Raw genomic sequence first — 14,889 nt, 5'->3', positions numbered from 1 at the left:
GCTTTAAATTTAGCCACCTTGTAAAGCGTCGTCGGGGGTTGGGGGTTTGTAAGGGGGAAGGGGAGCGACCTCGCAATTCAAGCCCCCTTCCCCCTTACGGAGAATTTCAAAATTTCGCCTAAAATTTCAGTGTTTGTTCAATGCTAAATTTGGGTTGAATTTTGCTTTAAATTTTACTGGATTGCTTCGAAAACTTTTTTCTCGCAATGACATTTTATGTAAATTTAATCTCGGTCAGTATTTTAAAATACCGAATTTATTAAATTCACAAATTTAAACTCAAATTTGATAGTTTGGGTTTAAATTTGCAAAATTTTACCAACTGTTTATATTTATTATTTGTAGCCTTGCTTCTAGCTTGTCTAGCTCGATTTGAGCAACTGCTTCTCTACTCATGCGTGTCTCCTTTTAGGTTAAAATTTCTTTTTAACCAAATTTAAATTAATATGTTTCTTATCAGAAAAATATTTTTGTAAATCCAAGTAATCTTGTTTTTTAATTATATAAACCATGTGGTATTTGTATTTTAAGGTATCCATGCCATCAAGGCTTAATTTGCCTATAATTTTTCCATAATCAAATATGAAAGCCGGGAATAATGAAAAATCTCTTAATTTTCCACCTAAAACCAAATGAAAAACAAATTTAAATAAACAATTCAAAAATAAACCAATAACATAACAAACGATAAGATAATAAGCCATTTTTACCAATGCAAATATAAAAAATATAGGTATATAAAAAATGATAATGCTACTTAGTGATAATGGTGAAAACAGTCTAAAAGTCCTTTCAATAGGTCTGTCTAAATCTATTAAATTCTTAACTATTTTCGTTTCGTTATTTACACTAAATTCAATCGTTTTATTTGTAAATTTTGTTTCGCATTTGTTTTTAATAATGTAATAATAAAATGTAGCAACGATATGCAAAAAACCAACTCCAAAAAAAGCCCATAAAAAAATATTATTAATATTTTCGATATTCATATAATCGACATAAATCAATAAAACAAACATTGTTCCAAAAAGAGAAAAAAAGAATAAATTAGCTAGGAAAAATTCATAAGGATTTTTAATTATAATCGGCTCTTTGTCATAATCTCTTTGATTTGAATTTTTATTTATCACATTTTTATTCCAATTTTCAAAATTTTCCAAATTTAATCCTTTTTATAAAATTTCCGTCATTGCGAGAGTTTGAAAAACTCGAAGCAATCCAGCACGCCGTCAGGCGTTTTAAATTTTGCAATCTCTGGATTGCTTCGGCGATAAATCGCCTCGCAATGACAGCGAATTTAGCATCTGTGAATTTTAAATTCGTAGATTGCTTCGCTTTCTGCGAAAGCTCGCAATGACAGATTTAACAAATTTGCTCGCCATTGTCATTGCGAGAATTTTGCGTCAGCAAAATTCGTGGCAATCTACGAGCAAGAAATTTCGGCGCAGTATTTTTGCGAAATTTAAGCGGAATTTTACTCTAAATTTCAACTATCCAAATTTTCTTTTTTTCGCCTTAACGCCTCTTTGCGTTTTTCTTCCATTTTCACAGCTTCGTTGAGTGCGTCCTCGCCGTCGAATTCCGTCCCGCCAAGAAATTTAGAATAATCATCGAATTGATGATTTTTCAGCGCCCATAAAAGCCCGCCTAGCACGCAAAATCCAAGTATTAGCGAAATCGTAACCATAGTCATTAGCACGGCGTTACTCATAGTTTTATCCTTCTTAAAAGCATTGAGTTTGCGACCACGATTAGCGAGCTTAGGCTCATCGAGAGTGCCGCAAACAGCGGGATTGCGTATCCCAAAAACGCAAGCGGAATTGTGATTATGTTGTAAAGTAGCGAAATAGCGATATTTTGGCGGATTTTACTGCCTGTTTTGCGCGCGATACGCATGGCGCGCACGAGGCTCGTCATATCGTCTTTGATAAGCACGACATCGCTTTTTTGCACGCTGAGATTCGCGCCGCTTCCTAGGCAAATCCCAGCGTGAGCGAGGCTAAGCGCGGCCGCGTCATTTATCCCGTCGCCTACCATTACCACTTTTTTGCCCATTTTAGCGAGGTTTTGGATATAGCCAGCCTTTTCGTCTGGCAAAATTTGCGCGCCAAATTTCGCTATTTCTAGCTCGCGCGCTATCGCACTGACGGCGTTTTGGTGATCGCCACTGATGATATGAAGCTCGTAACCTAAATCTTTTAGCGTTTTTATGGCCTCTTTGCTATCATTTTTAAGTGGCGCAAGAAGCCAAAATTTGGCTAAAATTTGCCTATTTTGCATGAAAAAATACTCGCTTAAATCCCCGCTAGCAACATTTGCGCCAAGCTCGCACATAAATTTCGCGCTTCCGCCATAAATTTCATTTTCGCCAAATTTTGCGCTAAGGCCCTTGGCTGGGTGGTTTGTGATATTTTCTAAATTCGCAGGCGCAAATTTTGCAAATTCGCCCGAATTTAAAAATTCAAGCACGGCCTCGGAAATAGGGTGATTTGAGCTTTGCAAAAGCCCTTTTAGCGCGCTGATATCGCAGTGGGGCGAAATTTCGCTTTTTTTGACGATTAGCGCAGAGCTTGTGAGTGTGCCTGTTTTGTCAAAGACGATAGTATCGGCGTTGGAGAGGATTTCTAGCATTTTAGCCTCTTTGAAGATTATGCCATGCCTTAGCGCCACAGAGATCGCGCACAGCGTCGCAATCGGCGTGGCAAGGGCTAGGGCGCAAGGGCAGGCGATGATGATGACGCTAACGCTGATTAGTAGCGCGCTTGCAAAGCCTGCTTTGACATACCAAAACACAAACGCCACAAACGCCACAGCTATAACAAAAATCGAAAAATAGCCTGAAATTTTATTAGCCAAAATTTCAAATTTTGGTTTTTTTAGATTTGCGTTTTCTAAAAGCTCGACGATTTTGCTAAGCAACGAGCCCTTAAAATCGGCGTTTGCGCGGTATTTTAGCGAGCCAGATAGGCAGAGCGAGCCTGATTTGATTTCATCGTTTTTGCTTAGCGATACCGGGATACTCTCGCCCGAAATGCCCGAATAATCGAAACTTCCCTCGCCACTACTTACCACTCCGTCGATTAGGACGCGATCGCCTTGGTTTATGAGAATTTCATCGCCGATTTGCACCTCGTTTGGGGATTTGTTTGCATAGCTTCCGTCTGGTCTTAGCGTGCAAACCTCGCCAAGAAGCATATTTGAAAGCGAGCTTAAATTTTCGCCAGCCCTTTTTTGGCTTAAAATTTGCAGATATTTTCCAGCAAAAACAAAGGTGATTATCATCGCTACGGATTCGAAATATACCTCGCCATTGCGCGAAAACATAACATAAAGCGAATAAATATAAATTACCAAAGCCCCAAGACCAACGAGCAAGTCCATATTTGGGGTGCGAGTTTTAAGCGCATAAAATGCACTCTTAAAAAATACTGCCCCGGTATAAAAAAGCACAGGCGTAGCTAGGATAAACTCAGCAAAGTGCAAAATATCCTTCGTGCCCTGCTCGATCCCTGTGAAATACCCGCCATACAGCGCGATTGAGATCCACATTATATTCATAACGCAAAAAATTCCAACCAAAAGCCTAGCGTAAAATTCCCTGCGTTTTGCCGTGTCTTTGGCGTTTTGGGTGTTTGTGTCATAAGGGTAGGCATCGTATCCAATCGAGCGGATTAAATTTAAAATTTCGGCTAAGGATATTTGCTCTTCGTCCCATACAATGCGCGCTTTGTGCGAGGCTGCGTTTAGGCTTACTTCGATTATGCCAGTGGCGTTATTTAGGATTTTTTCGTTTAGCCAGACGCATGCTGAGCAGTGAATTCCGTCGATTAAAAGCGAAATTTGGTTAAATCCGTCTTTATCTTTGGTGACATAGTTTTTGTAAATACTGGTCGTAGAGCCCTGAATTTGGGCATTTTGTTTGGCTGGGCGCAGGGTATTTTTGCCAAGGCGCTCGTAAAATTCGCCCAAATTTTGCCCCTGCAAAAGATAATAGACATTTTTGCACCCATTACAGCAAAACTTATGCCCCGCCTCATCGCTAAAAAGCTCCGCGCTCTCAAACGAGCCGTGGCAGTGATCGCATTTTTCCATTGAATTTGTCCGTCCAAGAATTTCGCGCGATTATAGCATTTTTTTACATCCAATCAAGGATTTGCGAAATTTCCGTGGCGTGAAAAATTTTAAGCCCAAGCGAATTTTGCGGTTTCATCGGCGAGATTATGTTTTTAAATTTTTGCAAACTAGCCTCTTTTATGCGCGCATCGAGGTTGAAAATTTCACGAATTTCGCCATTTAGGCTAACTTCGCCAATAAATGCGCTCTCTTTGCTAAGCGGGCGGTTTTTAAAGCTACTTACGATCGCAGCGACCACGGCTAAATCGCAGGCGGTTTCGGTGATTTTGACCCCGCCGATGACATTTACAAACACATCATAACCCCCAAGACCGATTTCTAGCTTCCTATCCAAAAGCGCTAAAAGCATATCGAGGCGGTTTTTATCATATCCAGTGGCAGAGCGTTTGGGATACGAGCTTTCGCAAACTAGGGCTTGGATTTCGACTACCAGGGCGCGTGAGCCCTCCATAGTCACGGTTATCGCTGAGCCTGAGGCAGGTTTGGTACGAGTGAAAAATTTACTTGCGACATCTTTTGCGCTAATTAGCCCTTTTTCGCTCATTTCGAAAATCCCAACCTCACTTGTCGAGCCAAAACGATTTTTAAAACCACGCAAAATTCGAAGTTCCTTGCTCGCGTCCCCCTCGAAATACAGCACCACATCGACCATGTGTTCTAAAATCCTAGGTCCTGCGATCGAGCCCTCTTTGGTGATATGCCCGATGATAAAAATGCTAATCCCGCGCTCTTTGGCTAATCGCATTAGCTCAAATGTGATCTCGCGCACCTGCGTCACGGAGCCTGGGGCTGATGAAATTTTGTCGCTATAAAGGGTCTGGATACTATCAATGATGACGCTTTTGTAATTTTTGCTTGAAATTTCATCTAAAATCGTGTTTAAATTTATCTCAGTTAGCAAGAATAAATTTTTGTTGATTGCGCCTAGGCGGTCGGCTCGCATTTTGATTTGGCTAGCACTTTCTTCGCCACTGACATAGAGTGCGGGCGAATTTGGGCTGGCTAAATTCGCAGCGATTTTGAGCAAAAGCGTGGATTTGCCAATCCCTGGACTTCCGCCAATTAGCACGAGTGAGCCCTCCACAAGCCCGCCACCTAAAACCAAATTTAACTCAGCGTCTTTGGTATCTATGCGCACGACATCTTCGATTTGGATTTCATCTATTGCTTTTGCGCCACTCGCGCCTTTTTTTTGCTCTAATTTTTCTATCTCTTTTAGGGTTTTAATCTGCTCGGCTTTAAGTTCTACAAAGCTATCCCATGCGCCACAATCGGGGCATTTGCCAAGCCATCTGGATTGTTGATTTCCGCAGTGTTGGCACTCGAAAAGTGTTGATTTTGATTTTGCCATTTTGTTTTACCTTGATAAATTTATTAAATTTCGCGCGATTATAGCAAAAATTTTTGCCTTAAATTTTTAGTAAAAATAAAATTTAAATGAAATTTAAATTAAATAATGAGAAAATGAACGGTTAAATTTTTGATAAGGAGATTTCATGGACAGAAAGCTTACCAAAAAAGAGTTTTTTACCATTGCTTTAATGCTTTTTGCTATGTATTTTGGTGCCGGAAACTTCATTTTTCCGCCGATTGTAGGCAAAAATGCAGGCGATAACTTTTTCGTGGGAATTATGTTTTTTTGCTGTGCCGCGATTTTAATCCCAGTGCTTGGCGTCGCAGCTGTGGCTAAATCAAAGGGTCTAGCGAATTTAGTCGAGCGCGTAGATCCTGTGTTTGCGCTGATTTTCACAGTCGCATTGTATCTGACTATCGGACCGCTTTTTGCGATACCGCGTGCTGCAAATATGCCATTTGATATCGTCGTGCGCGAAAATGTCGCCGAAACATCGGTGCAAATGTGGCTTTTGATATATTCGGCTGCGTATTTTGCGCTAAATTTTGTTTTATGCTTAAATCCATCAAAACTCGTCGATTTGCTCGGACGCTACCTTACGCCTGTGCTTTTGATTTTGATTTTAGGGCTTTTCGTATCGTCGTTTTTGACCCCTATGGGCGAATTTGTCGCTCCAAACGAAGCGTATAGAGATCACGCAGTCGCAAGTGGTTTCGTCGATGGATACCAGACTATGGACGCTTTGGCTTCACTAGCCTTTGGTATCATTATCGCAAATGCGATGAGAGCGCGCGGTGTTAGTGATGAAGGGCATATCGTCGTATCCATGATAAAAGCAGGTATGTTTGCGGGCGCGCTTTTAGCCGTGATTTATCTGATGATTTCATATCTTGGTGCGAGTGCGGCTAGCCTTTTCCCTGATGTAACAAACGGCGCACAATACCTTAGCAAAATCAGCCACTATCTTTTTGGCAGTGTCGGTACAGCCTTGCTAGGGCTTGCATTTTTCCTAGCCTGCCTTACTACGACTTTGGGTTTGATTAGCTCATGTAGCCAGTATTTTGAAAATTTGGTCAAAGGCAAAATTCCATACAAAGCGTGGGTTGTGATACTTTGCCTCGTATCATTTGGCGTGGCAAATTTCGGACTTACAACGATTATTAGCGCAAGTATCCCTGTGCTAATCGCGATTTATCCAGCTGCGATTATGCTTATAATTTTATCGCTAATCGATCCGCTAATCGATACAAGCAAGTTAGTTTATAGGGCTTGCGTGTATGCGAGCTTCGCTGTGGGTATCGTAAATGGACTAGATGTTTTGAAAATCAAAATTCCAGGTATCACTAACTGGGTTAGTAGCTTTCCATTTTATGATGCTATGCTTGGCTGGATTGTGCCTAGCGTAGTAGCTTTTGTGATTAGTTTTTTGATACATATCCTTACGAAAAAATCATTTTAACCAAATTTAGGCTTGCGCGCGTTCGCAAGCCTTTTAAATTTTGCCTTAAATTTAATCAAAATTCTTACAAAAATATAAAATTTAATCAAATTCTTTAAAAAATTCTTAGAATTTAATCTAAAAAATAATAAAATACCCAGTCATTTCATAATTAGGATTGAACATGGAGAAATTAAACGGTTCGCAGATGATTATCGAGGCGCTTCATCAAGAGGGCGTTGAGGTAGTATTTGGATATCCTGGTGGCGCTGCGCTAAACATATATGATGAAACATATAAACAAACATATTTCAAACATATCCTGGTGCGCCACGAACAAGCTGCGACTATGGCGGCTGACGGATATGCGCGTGCTAGTGGCAAAGTAGGCGTAGCTATCGTAACAAGCGGTCCTGGTTTTACAAATGCAATCACAGGCCTTGCCACTGCGTATGCAGATTCTATCCCAATCGTGCTAATTAGCGGACAGGTTGCTGGTTCGCTTATCGGAACTGACGCATTTCAAGAGATTGATGCGGTTGGAATTTCAAGACCATGTGTCAAACACAATTTCCTAGTAAAAACCGTTGAAGAGCTTCCAATGGTGCTAAAACAAGCATTTTATATCGCGCGCTCTGGCAGACCGGGCCCTGTGCATATCGATGTGCCAAAAGATGTTACGGCTAAACTTGGCGAGTTTATCTATCCAGACGAGATAAAAATGCAAACATATCGCCCGACTTACAAAGGCAACGCAAAACAGATAAAAAAAGTAGCAGAGCTAATAATGGCGGCCAAACGACCGATAATTTATATTGGCGGTGGCGTGATTTTAAGCGAGGCTAGCGAGGAAGTAAGACAGCTAGCGCATATCACACAAATCCCAGTAGTAGAAACCCTAATGGCACTTGGCGCGATGAGAAGCGATGATGAGTTAAATTTAGGCTTAGTGGGAATGCATGGAAGCTACGCAGCCAATATGGCGCTTAGCGAAACTGACCTTATAATCTGCCTTGGAGCGAGATTTGACGATAGAGTAACTGGAAAACTCGAAGAATTTGCCAAAAACGCAAAAATTATCCATGTCGATATCGACCCAAGCTCGATTTCAAAAATCGTAAATGCGCATTTCCCAATCGTAGGCGATGTAAAATCAGTCCTAGCAGAGCTAAATCCTAGATTAAAGGACGAAGCAGAGCCTGCAAGCTACGCCAAATGGCGCGAACAAATCAAAATTTATAAAGAAATTCACCCGCTAAAATACACAGATAGCGATGAGGTTTTAAAACCACAATGGGTAGTGGAAAAAACTGGCGAGATCGCAAGCGATGATGCAATTATCGTCACAGATGTCGGACAGCATCAAATGTGGGTAGCGCAGTTTTATCCATTTAAGCGCCCTCGCACGCTTCTTACAAGCGGTGGGCTTGGCACTATGGGATATGGCTTGCCTGCTGCAATGGGAGCGAAAGCCTTTGCTGGCGAGAAAAGGCAGGTTATAAATTTCACAGGAGATGGCTCAATTTTGATGAATATCCAAGAGCTAATGACGCTTAGCGAAAATAATCTTGGTGTCGTAAATATCATACTTAATAACAACTTTTTGGGTATGGTTAGACAGTGGCAAAGTATGTTTTATGGTGCGAGATTTTCATCGACAGATCTTAGCAAACAGCCAGATTTCGTAAAACTCGTAGAGAGCTTTGGCGGGCTTGGATTTAGCGTTAGCACAAAAGCTGAGTTTGAAAGCGCGCTAAAAACTGCGCTTGAAAGCAATAAGGTTTGCTTTATCGAGGTTAAGGTCGATCGCTTCGAAAATGTTTTCCCAATGGTGCCAGCAGGTGGCGCGCTATATAATATGATATTTGAATAGGATTTGATTATGAATAGTATAAAAAGAATTATTTCAGTCATAGTTTTGGACGAACACGGCGTGCTTTCTCGTATTTCTGGGCTTTTTGCAGGGCGCGGATATAATATCAACTCCCTAACCGTCGCACCTATCCCAAATACAAATTTATCTAGGCTTACGATTGTAACCTTGGGCGATGAGCGCATTATCGAGCAGATAACCAAGCAACTTCACAAGCTAATCCCGATTTATAAAGTAATCGAGGAGGCAAATTTTGTCGAAAAAGAGATGGTTTTAATAAAAATCGCATTAAACGAAAATTTAGCCGGACTTGACGCTTTGCTAAAAGCGTATAACGGCTCTATCGCAAACAGCGACGAAAACCATATCGTGCTTATGGCGTGCGATGACGCTGATAGAATCGAGAGTTTTTTAAAGACCGTGAAAAAATACAACCCAATCGATATCGTCAGAAGCGGTAGCGTCGCACTTGATATGTAGGAGAATATATGAAACTTTCTGAGATTGTTAAAATTTTAAGGATGGATTTTGCTAGTTTGGGAATCGAAGATGCCGAAATCGCAGCGATAAATTCATTGCAAAATGCAAGTGGGAGCGAGCTTAGCTACTGCGATAGCGAAAAAAATGAAAAATTTATCGCCGATAGTAAGGCGTGCGCGATTTTGGTAAAAAAGGGCGTAGAGGTTCCAAAAAACATAATCAAAGTCGAGTGTGTCAATCCGCACCTAGCCTTTGCTATACTGAGCAAATATTTCGCAAAACCGCTTATTAGGGAGCCTCGCCCAAGCGCGATTGCTAAAAGTGCGCAAATCGCAAAGGGCATTTATATCGGCTCAAATACCCAAATCGGCGAGAGAGTTGTAATCTGCGCTGGTGCGTATATCGGCGATGATGTCGTTATCGGCGATGATTGTGTGATACACCCAGGGGTCGTGATTTACAACGACACGATTATAGGGGCTCGCTGCCATATCCTAGCAAACGCAGTTATCGGCTCGGACGGCTTTGGCTATGCGCACAGAAGCGACGGCACGCATGTTAAAATTTATCACAATGGAAATGTTGTGCTCGAAGATGAGGTCGAAATCGGCGCAAATACCACGATAGATAGGGCGGTTTTTGGCTCTACGATAATTTCATCTTGCACCAAAATCGACAATCTAGTCCAAATCGGACACAACTGCGAGCTAGGTCAAAACTGCCTAATCGTCTCACAAGTGGGACTTGCAGGATCAACTATACTTGGTAGAAATGTCGTCCTAGGCGGTCAAGCAGGCAGTGGCGGACATGTCAGAGTAGGGGATTTCGTCCAAGTCGCAGCCAGAGGCGGGATTAGCAAAGACCTGCCAGCTGGTAAAAATTTCGCCGGCCACCCGATAATGGAGCTAAAAGAGTGGTTTAAACTCCAAGCCAAGATTGCGCGATTTTTCAAAGATAAATAAGGATTAAAAATGACGCTAGAAGAGTTAAATGATACAATCGCTAGAATTTTGCTAGAAAGCCCCGAGCTTAGGGATTGTGAAGTGGAAGTCGTGGGCGAGAAAAAACACGAAATTTTCGCAATATATGTCGATGAAAACGCCAGAAAAATAGTCGTAGAAATCTAAATTTAGCCCAAAAATGGGCTAAATTTCACTTCAAATTTTTTATTAATTCCTCAATTTCTCTGCTTTGTCCTAGTCTATACAGCGCAAAATCATATTTTATCGGATCGTGCGGGTCGAACTCGCGCAGTTTTACGCTAAGAGCGCTAACAGCGCGAAAATCATAAACCTTTCTATCTATTAAGCCCAAGGCTAGTGAAACCTTGTGCGTGTGTGTATCGAGCGGTATGAGTAGTTTGGACGGACTTATGCGCGAAAACAGCCCCAAATCTATATCGCTTTTGCGCACCATCCAACGCAAAAACAGATTGTAGCGTTTATACGGCGAGGTCGGTTTAGTGGTGAAATTTTTGCCGAAGAAAAACTCATATCCAGCCGAGCGATACTCTGAAAGCTCGTAAATTTGGGCTATGAGCGCATTTATGCCGTTTATGATTTCGCCATTTTTCATACCATTTAAAATGATTTTTTCTATATCGCACTCGCAAAGCCTGCGAAGCGCGAGAAAAATCTCCGCCACATCACTCTGGCTTTGAAAGCGGTATTTTTTGCCTTGTAAAGCTGATTTTATCGTCTTTTCATCGCTTCCAAGCAAATCAAAATTTAGCGAATTTAAAAATTTCACTATCTGCCCTGCGTTGCCATAGGCAAAAAGTGCGCAAATTAGCGCGATTACGGGTGCGTGCGGAGTGTGAGCGAGAGGTTTTAGCACTTGCAGTGGATCTGGGGCGCTAAAAAGATTTTCATCAGTATTACTACGCGCCGAATAATACTCCAAAAGCGCCTTCATTTCGACACTGCTGAGGTTTTTTGAAATTTTATTTTGCATAGTAAGATAGCGTTGTAGCGCCAAATTTTTTGGATTTTAAAAGGCTAAATTTGGCGATATTTGCCTCAAATTTCACCTCACTTGCGTGCTCGATTATCACAAATTTCACCCTCTCGCACTCGCAAATTTCGCAGATTAAGCCCACTACGCGCTCGTAAATTCCAGCAAAACCCTCTCTGATATCAAATGGCGGATCAAGGTAGATAAAAATTTTTTCGTTGTCTAAATTCGCCAAAATTTGTGGCAAAAGCGCGAAACAATCGCCGTTTAGGGCATTTTTTTCCACGCCAAAAAGGGCGAAGTTGCGCCTTGTGATTTCGTAAGCTTTGCGATCTTTTTCGATAGCAAAAACCTCTTTTGCGCCGTTGCTAAGGGCTTCGAGCGCCATGCCGCCGCTTCCGCCAAAGCCCTCGATGAAGCAGCTGCCTTCTAATTCATACCTAAATGAGTCGAAAAACGAGCCCTTTACGATTGATTTCGTGCTGCGCGTAGTGCCTAGGCTTGGGAGTTCCAAGCTTTTTCCTTTGTAAATTCCGCTTGAAATTTTGCCTCTAAATTTCGCCACTTTGTTTCCTTAAAATTTCTAAAATTCGCGCCTTAAATTCATCAAATACTGCGCCGATTTGCGCTTCTAAATCCAAATTTTGCGAAAACTCAAATTTATTATAGCTAGCTTGCACGATCTCGCTCGCGCTAAAATTTTTAAGCGCCAAAACAAGCTGTTCTTTGCCAAACGGCAATTCTAAATCGCCGTTTTTGGCGATGATAAAGAGGGGTTTGGCACTTGCTCTGGCAGTGTCTGTCACGACAAAATCGGCTTCGCCTAAATTTTGCACGACAAAATTTGCCAAAAACATTTCGAGGCTTTTTTGCATAATCTCGCATTCACAATCGATAAAAATTCTCATTAAAATCCTTTTAAAAACTCGATAAATTTGAACTTTTCGCCAAATTCGTGGCGCAGGTGGTTAAACTGGGCTAGGGCGTTTTGATAGCCGTTTTGACCCAAATTTTGCGCAAATTGCTCCAAAATTTGTGTCGCGCCAAATTCGATTAAGGCTTTTTCAAAACTCATAAATCTGCCAATTTTCGCGCCAGTATTCTCAAAAGCGCGCGTTAAAATTTCAAAATCTACATTGTAAGTAATGTCGCTTACCCCGTAAAATTCGGCTAAATTTTGAATTTCAAAAAAATTATAGACTTGGTGATTTTTGTAAATTCTAAGCGAAATTTCCCCGCTCGCGCCCATTTTGCCGTAATCAAATGCCAAAAAGGCGAATTTTTGCGCATTAATGCTACTGGCAAATTCCTCGTATCCAAGCGGAATTTCTGCGCCCCCAGCGCTAAATTTTAAAATTTCATTATCGCAAATTTCGCGCCAAATTTGTTTAAAATCCTCGATATAAAGCATTTTGCCATCTTTTACGACCTCGCATTTGAAGGTGTCAAAAAGCTCGTTTGCGATAAAAATCGCTTCGCTAAATTTCGCTTCTTTTAGCGAAGCGAAATGTTTTAGCGTGATTTCATCGCCAAATTTTTTAGCGAAATTTTCGCTTTGGATTTGGCGCAGCCTCTGGTGTGGCTCGATGATGACAAACTCAAATTTCGCCAAAGAATTTGGGTCGAAAGTAAAAAGCGCTTGCGCTATATCAGCGAGCAAAAACCCCTCATTTGCGCCGATTTCGACGAGTGAAATTTTGCCGGCAAAATTCGCACTAAGGCGCAAAATTTCGCGCCCTAAGCAAATCCCAAAAAAGCTTCCCACGCTAACAGCGGTGTAAAAATCGCCCTCTTTGCCGATTTTAACGCCATTTGCGTAGTAGCTATCATTTAGCCACGCCTCGAAAAAATCGCTAAATTTCAATCTTGAAGCTCTTCAAGAGTCTTGCGCAAAATTTCAAATCCTGCTTTTATCTCTTTTTTCTTTATGTTTAATGGCGGTAAAAATCTTAGCGTTTTGCTACCTGATTTTAGCACCAAAAGTCCGTTTCTTAGGCACTCGGCAAAAAGTATGCTTAGATTTGTGCTGTCCTTTAAAACCAAGCCTTGCATTAGTCCAAGCCCTGTGTGAGATTCGAAGAAATTTGGGAAATCCTTGACGATTTTTTCTAAATTTTCTACAAATTCATCGGTAGTTTTTTTGAGCTCGCCACTTTCGTAAAGGTATTCGAGCTCGCGCAAAACGGCGTTTGCGGTCGATGTGGCTAGGTGGTTGCCGCCAAATGTGCTTCCATGCTCGCCAGGGGCAAAGATATTTTCCCTAGCCACGCACGCACCGATTGGCACGCCACCTGCTAGCCCTTTGGCAAAGGTGATAATGTCAGGCTCGATACCATAAATCTTGCTTGCGACAAACTCGCCCGAGCGATAGACGCCACATTGGACCTCGTCGGTGATTAGAAGTAGGTTTTTTTCTTTTAAAATTTTGGCTAGTTTTTGGACTGATTTTTTATCCAGCGGGCAAATTCCGCCCTCACCCTGGATTAGTTCTATCATTACAGCGACTGTTTTATCGCTGATATTTGCGATGATTTCATCGATTCCGTCGTAAAATTTAAACCCCTCAATGTATGGAGCGAAAATTTCAGGGTGAAATTTATCCTGTCCTGTGGCACTCAAAGTAGCCATTGTGCGCCCATGGAAGGAATTTTTTAGAGTTAAAATTTCATATTTTTTGCTCTCAAATTTAGTCGCGCCGTATTTGCGCGCCATTTTTATGGCTGCTTCGTTCGCTTCTGCCCCAGAGTTGCAAAACACAGCGTATGTTTGATAGCCCAAAAGATTGCTGATTTTCTTGGCTAGCACCTCTTGTGGCAGGACTCTATAAATGTTCGAGCTATGGATTATCATCGCGCTTTGCGTGTTTATGGCCTCTATCACCACAGGGCTTGCATGCCCTAGGCTACACACCCCAATTCCAGCGGCGAAATCAATGTATTTCTCGCCGTTGCTATCCCATAGCTTCGCGCCTTTACCCCTAGTAAAAGCGACATCGACCCTAGAAAAATTACTCATTAAATACTTCATTTGTTATACTCCACTTTTGGCAAATGCCAACCCCTATAATACGCAAACATTCTAACTACAATCCCAGCGAAAAATAGTGCCAAAATCGTGTAAATATTCGCCAAGTCAAGCCAGTCTAAGATAAAATAAACCAGCCCGACACCCATACTTATCGTCCCATAAAGCCCCGTGCGCAAAAACCACGGCACCTCGTTTAATAGCACATCGCGCAAAATTCCGCCCCCAACGCCATTAAAAAAGGCGATAAGTATTGCCCCAAAAACATTTAATCCATACTCGATCGAAACCATAGCCCCGACAATCGAGAAGCAAATCACATCGATTGCGTCGGAGAAAATAAATATAAATCTGCCTTGCAGTTTTTTGGTCTGGGCTGCGAAAATATGCGAGGCGATAAGCACCGCAATGACGATGATTACTGGCATATAGTGCGTGAAGGAATACAGTGGTCTGCCCACCGTGATATCGCGCACAATCCCGCCACCAAGGGCGGTCAAAAACGCAGCCAAAAAAATCCCCAGCCAGTCGCAATCCCTTTTAACCGCGAATAAAAATCCGCTCAAAGAGGCCGAGGCAATGCCGATGTATTCGATATATAAAATGATATTATGCTGTGTCATTGGCGTGGAT

At 41.8% G+C, this 14,889-nt stretch carries 15 protein-coding genes; 5 read left to right on the top strand and 10 right to left on the bottom strand.

All coding sequences use genetic code 11. The annotated features are described in order from the left end of the window. Positions 1 to 413: 413 nt before the first annotated feature. From OFO07_RS02665 to radA, 4 genes are all read right to left on the bottom strand, one after another. Complete coding sequence (locus OFO07_RS02665) at positions 414 to 1,160, bottom strand: hypothetical protein (protein ID WP_270870842.1); 747 nt, start codon at positions 1,158 to 1,160, stop codon at positions 414 to 416. Between the two features lie 326 nt (positions 1,161 to 1,486). After that, positions 1,487 to 1,711: a cbb3-type cytochrome oxidase assembly protein CcoS gene (gene ccoS, locus OFO07_RS02660; RefSeq protein ID WP_270859044.1), complete on the bottom strand. Its 225-nt coding sequence runs from the start codon at positions 1,709 to 1,711 to the stop codon at positions 1,487 to 1,489. Beyond that, positions 1,708 to 4,092: a heavy metal translocating P-type ATPase gene (locus OFO07_RS02655; RefSeq protein ID WP_270870841.1), complete on the bottom strand. Its 2,385-nt coding sequence runs from the start codon at positions 4,090 to 4,092 to the stop codon at positions 1,708 to 1,710. The genes ccoS and OFO07_RS02655 overlap by 4 nt, the downstream gene beginning before the upstream one ends. A gap of 43 nt (positions 4,093 to 4,135) precedes the next feature. After that, a complete protein-coding gene (gene radA, locus OFO07_RS02650) occupies positions 4,136 to 5,485 on the bottom strand; it encodes a DNA repair protein RadA (RefSeq protein WP_270869621.1) in 1,350 nt (449 codons plus the stop codon). A gap of 145 nt (positions 5,486 to 5,630) precedes the next feature. Between radA and brnQ the strand changes: the two genes are divergently transcribed. The 5 genes from brnQ to OFO07_RS02625 all read left to right on the top strand — a co-directional run bounded on the left by brnQ (position 5,631) and on the right by OFO07_RS02625 (position 10,406). Then, on the top strand, positions 5,631 to 6,947 hold the full coding sequence (gene brnQ / locus OFO07_RS02645) for a branched-chain amino acid transport system II carrier protein (RefSeq protein WP_270870840.1): 1,317 nt from the start codon (positions 5,631 to 5,633) through the stop codon (positions 6,945 to 6,947). A gap of 163 nt (positions 6,948 to 7,110) precedes the next feature. After that, positions 7,111 to 8,799 (top strand): acetolactate synthase large subunit, encoded by a 1,689-nt coding sequence (locus tag OFO07_RS02640; protein WP_270870839.1) that lies wholly within the window; start codon positions 7,111 to 7,113, stop codon positions 8,797 to 8,799. A 9-nt stretch (positions 8,800 to 8,808) separates the two neighbouring features. Then, positions 8,809 to 9,279 (top strand): acetolactate synthase small subunit, encoded by a 471-nt coding sequence (gene ilvN / locus OFO07_RS02635; protein ID WP_270859039.1) that lies wholly within the window; start codon positions 8,809 to 8,811, stop codon positions 9,277 to 9,279. Positions 9,280 to 9,287: 8 nt separating this feature from the next. Further along, entirely contained in the window at positions 9,288 to 10,241 is a 954-nt protein-coding gene (gene lpxD / locus OFO07_RS02630) for a UDP-3-O-(3-hydroxymyristoyl)glucosamine N-acyltransferase (RefSeq protein ID WP_270866171.1), read from the top strand. A gap of 9 nt (positions 10,242 to 10,250) precedes the next feature. Continuing rightward, positions 10,251 to 10,406 carry a hypothetical protein gene (locus OFO07_RS02625; RefSeq protein ID WP_270870838.1) on the top strand — a complete coding sequence of 52 codons (156 nt, stop codon included), beginning with the start codon at positions 10,251 to 10,253 and terminating at the stop codon, positions 10,404 to 10,406. A gap of 25 nt (positions 10,407 to 10,431) precedes the next feature. Here the strand turns inward: OFO07_RS02625 and OFO07_RS02620 are convergent, their stop codons facing one another. The 6 genes from OFO07_RS02620 to OFO07_RS02595 are packed head-to-tail and all read right to left on the bottom strand — an operon-like array spanning position 10,432 to position 14,879. Beyond that, positions 10,432 to 11,232, bottom strand: a complete 801-nt coding sequence (locus OFO07_RS02620) for a TIGR02757 family protein (RefSeq protein WP_442868061.1) — start codon at positions 11,230 to 11,232, stop codon at positions 10,432 to 10,434. Beyond that, the gene (gene rsmD / locus OFO07_RS02615) at positions 11,222 to 11,797 is read right to left on the bottom strand and encodes a 16S rRNA (guanine(966)-N(2))-methyltransferase RsmD (RefSeq protein ID WP_270869616.1); all 576 of its coding nucleotides are present in this window, start codon (positions 11,795 to 11,797) and stop codon (positions 11,222 to 11,224) included. Before rsmD ends, OFO07_RS02620 begins: the two co-directional genes overlap by 11 nt. Next, positions 11,784 to 12,140, bottom strand: a complete 357-nt coding sequence (locus OFO07_RS02610; RefSeq protein ID WP_270861839.1) for a hypothetical protein — start codon at positions 12,138 to 12,140, stop codon at positions 11,784 to 11,786. Before OFO07_RS02610 ends, rsmD begins: the two co-directional genes overlap by 14 nt. Further along, positions 12,140 to 13,096, bottom strand: coding sequence for an SAM-dependent methyltransferase (locus OFO07_RS02605; protein WP_270861838.1), 957 nt, complete (start codon positions 13,094 to 13,096; stop codon positions 12,140 to 12,142). Before OFO07_RS02605 ends, OFO07_RS02610 begins: the two co-directional genes overlap by 1 nt. Continuing rightward, a complete protein-coding gene (locus OFO07_RS02600) occupies positions 13,093 to 14,259 on the bottom strand; it encodes an aspartate aminotransferase family protein (protein ID WP_270870837.1) in 1,167 nt (388 codons plus the stop codon). Before OFO07_RS02600 ends, OFO07_RS02605 begins: the two co-directional genes overlap by 4 nt. After that, positions 14,256 to 14,879 (bottom strand): trimeric intracellular cation channel family protein, encoded by a 624-nt coding sequence (locus OFO07_RS02595; RefSeq protein ID WP_270859031.1) that lies wholly within the window; start codon positions 14,877 to 14,879, stop codon positions 14,256 to 14,258. Before OFO07_RS02595 ends, OFO07_RS02600 begins: the two co-directional genes overlap by 4 nt. Positions 14,880 to 14,889: the final 10 nt, after the last annotated feature.

Source organism: Campylobacter sp. JMF_06 NA1 (assembly GCF_027737785.1).
Classification (GTDB): Bacteria; Campylobacterota; Campylobacteria; order Campylobacterales; family Campylobacteraceae; genus Campylobacter_B.
The sequence above is the reverse complement of the archived record's forward strand: the minus strand, read 5'-3'. Positions and strand labels throughout refer to the sequence as shown.

What these genes read in the sequence shown, in the direction of transcription:
- lpxD (WP_270866171.1), top strand. Translation starts at nt 9,288, where the DNA reads ATGAAACTTTCTGAGATTGTTAAAATTTTAAGGATGGATTTTGCTAGT.
- OFO07_RS02625 (WP_270870838.1), top strand. Translation starts at nt 10,251, where the DNA reads ATGACGCTAGAAGAGTTAAATGATACAATCGCTAGAATTTTGCTAGAA.
- OFO07_RS02620 (WP_442868061.1), bottom strand. Translation starts at nt 11,232, where the DNA reads ATGCAAAATAAAATTTCAAAAAACCTCAGCAGTGTCGAAATGAAGGCG.
- OFO07_RS02640 (WP_270870839.1), top strand. Translation starts at nt 7,111, where the DNA reads ATGGAGAAATTAAACGGTTCGCAGATGATTATCGAGGCGCTTCATCAA.
- OFO07_RS02655 (WP_270870841.1), bottom strand. Translation starts at nt 4,092, where the DNA reads ATGGAAAAATGCGATCACTGCCACGGCTCGTTTGAGAGCGCGGAGCTT.
- radA (WP_270869621.1), bottom strand. Translation starts at nt 5,485, where the DNA reads ATGGCAAAATCAAAATCAACACTTTTCGAGTGCCAACACTGCGGAAAT.
- brnQ (WP_270870840.1), top strand. Translation starts at nt 5,631, where the DNA reads ATGGACAGAAAGCTTACCAAAAAAGAGTTTTTTACCATTGCTTTAATG.
- OFO07_RS02610 (WP_270861839.1), bottom strand. Translation starts at nt 12,140, where the DNA reads ATGAGAATTTTTATCGATTGTGAATGCGAGATTATGCAAAAAAGCCTC.
- ilvN (WP_270859039.1), top strand. Translation starts at nt 8,809, where the DNA reads ATGAATAGTATAAAAAGAATTATTTCAGTCATAGTTTTGGACGAACAC.
- OFO07_RS02600 (WP_270870837.1), bottom strand. Translation starts at nt 14,259, where the DNA reads ATGAAGTATTTAATGAGTAATTTTTCTAGGGTCGATGTCGCTTTTACT.
- OFO07_RS02595 (WP_270859031.1), bottom strand. Translation starts at nt 14,879, where the DNA reads ATGACACAGCATAATATCATTTTATATATCGAATACATCGGCATTGCC.
- ccoS (WP_270859044.1), bottom strand. Translation starts at nt 1,711, where the DNA reads ATGAGTAACGCCGTGCTAATGACTATGGTTACGATTTCGCTAATACTT.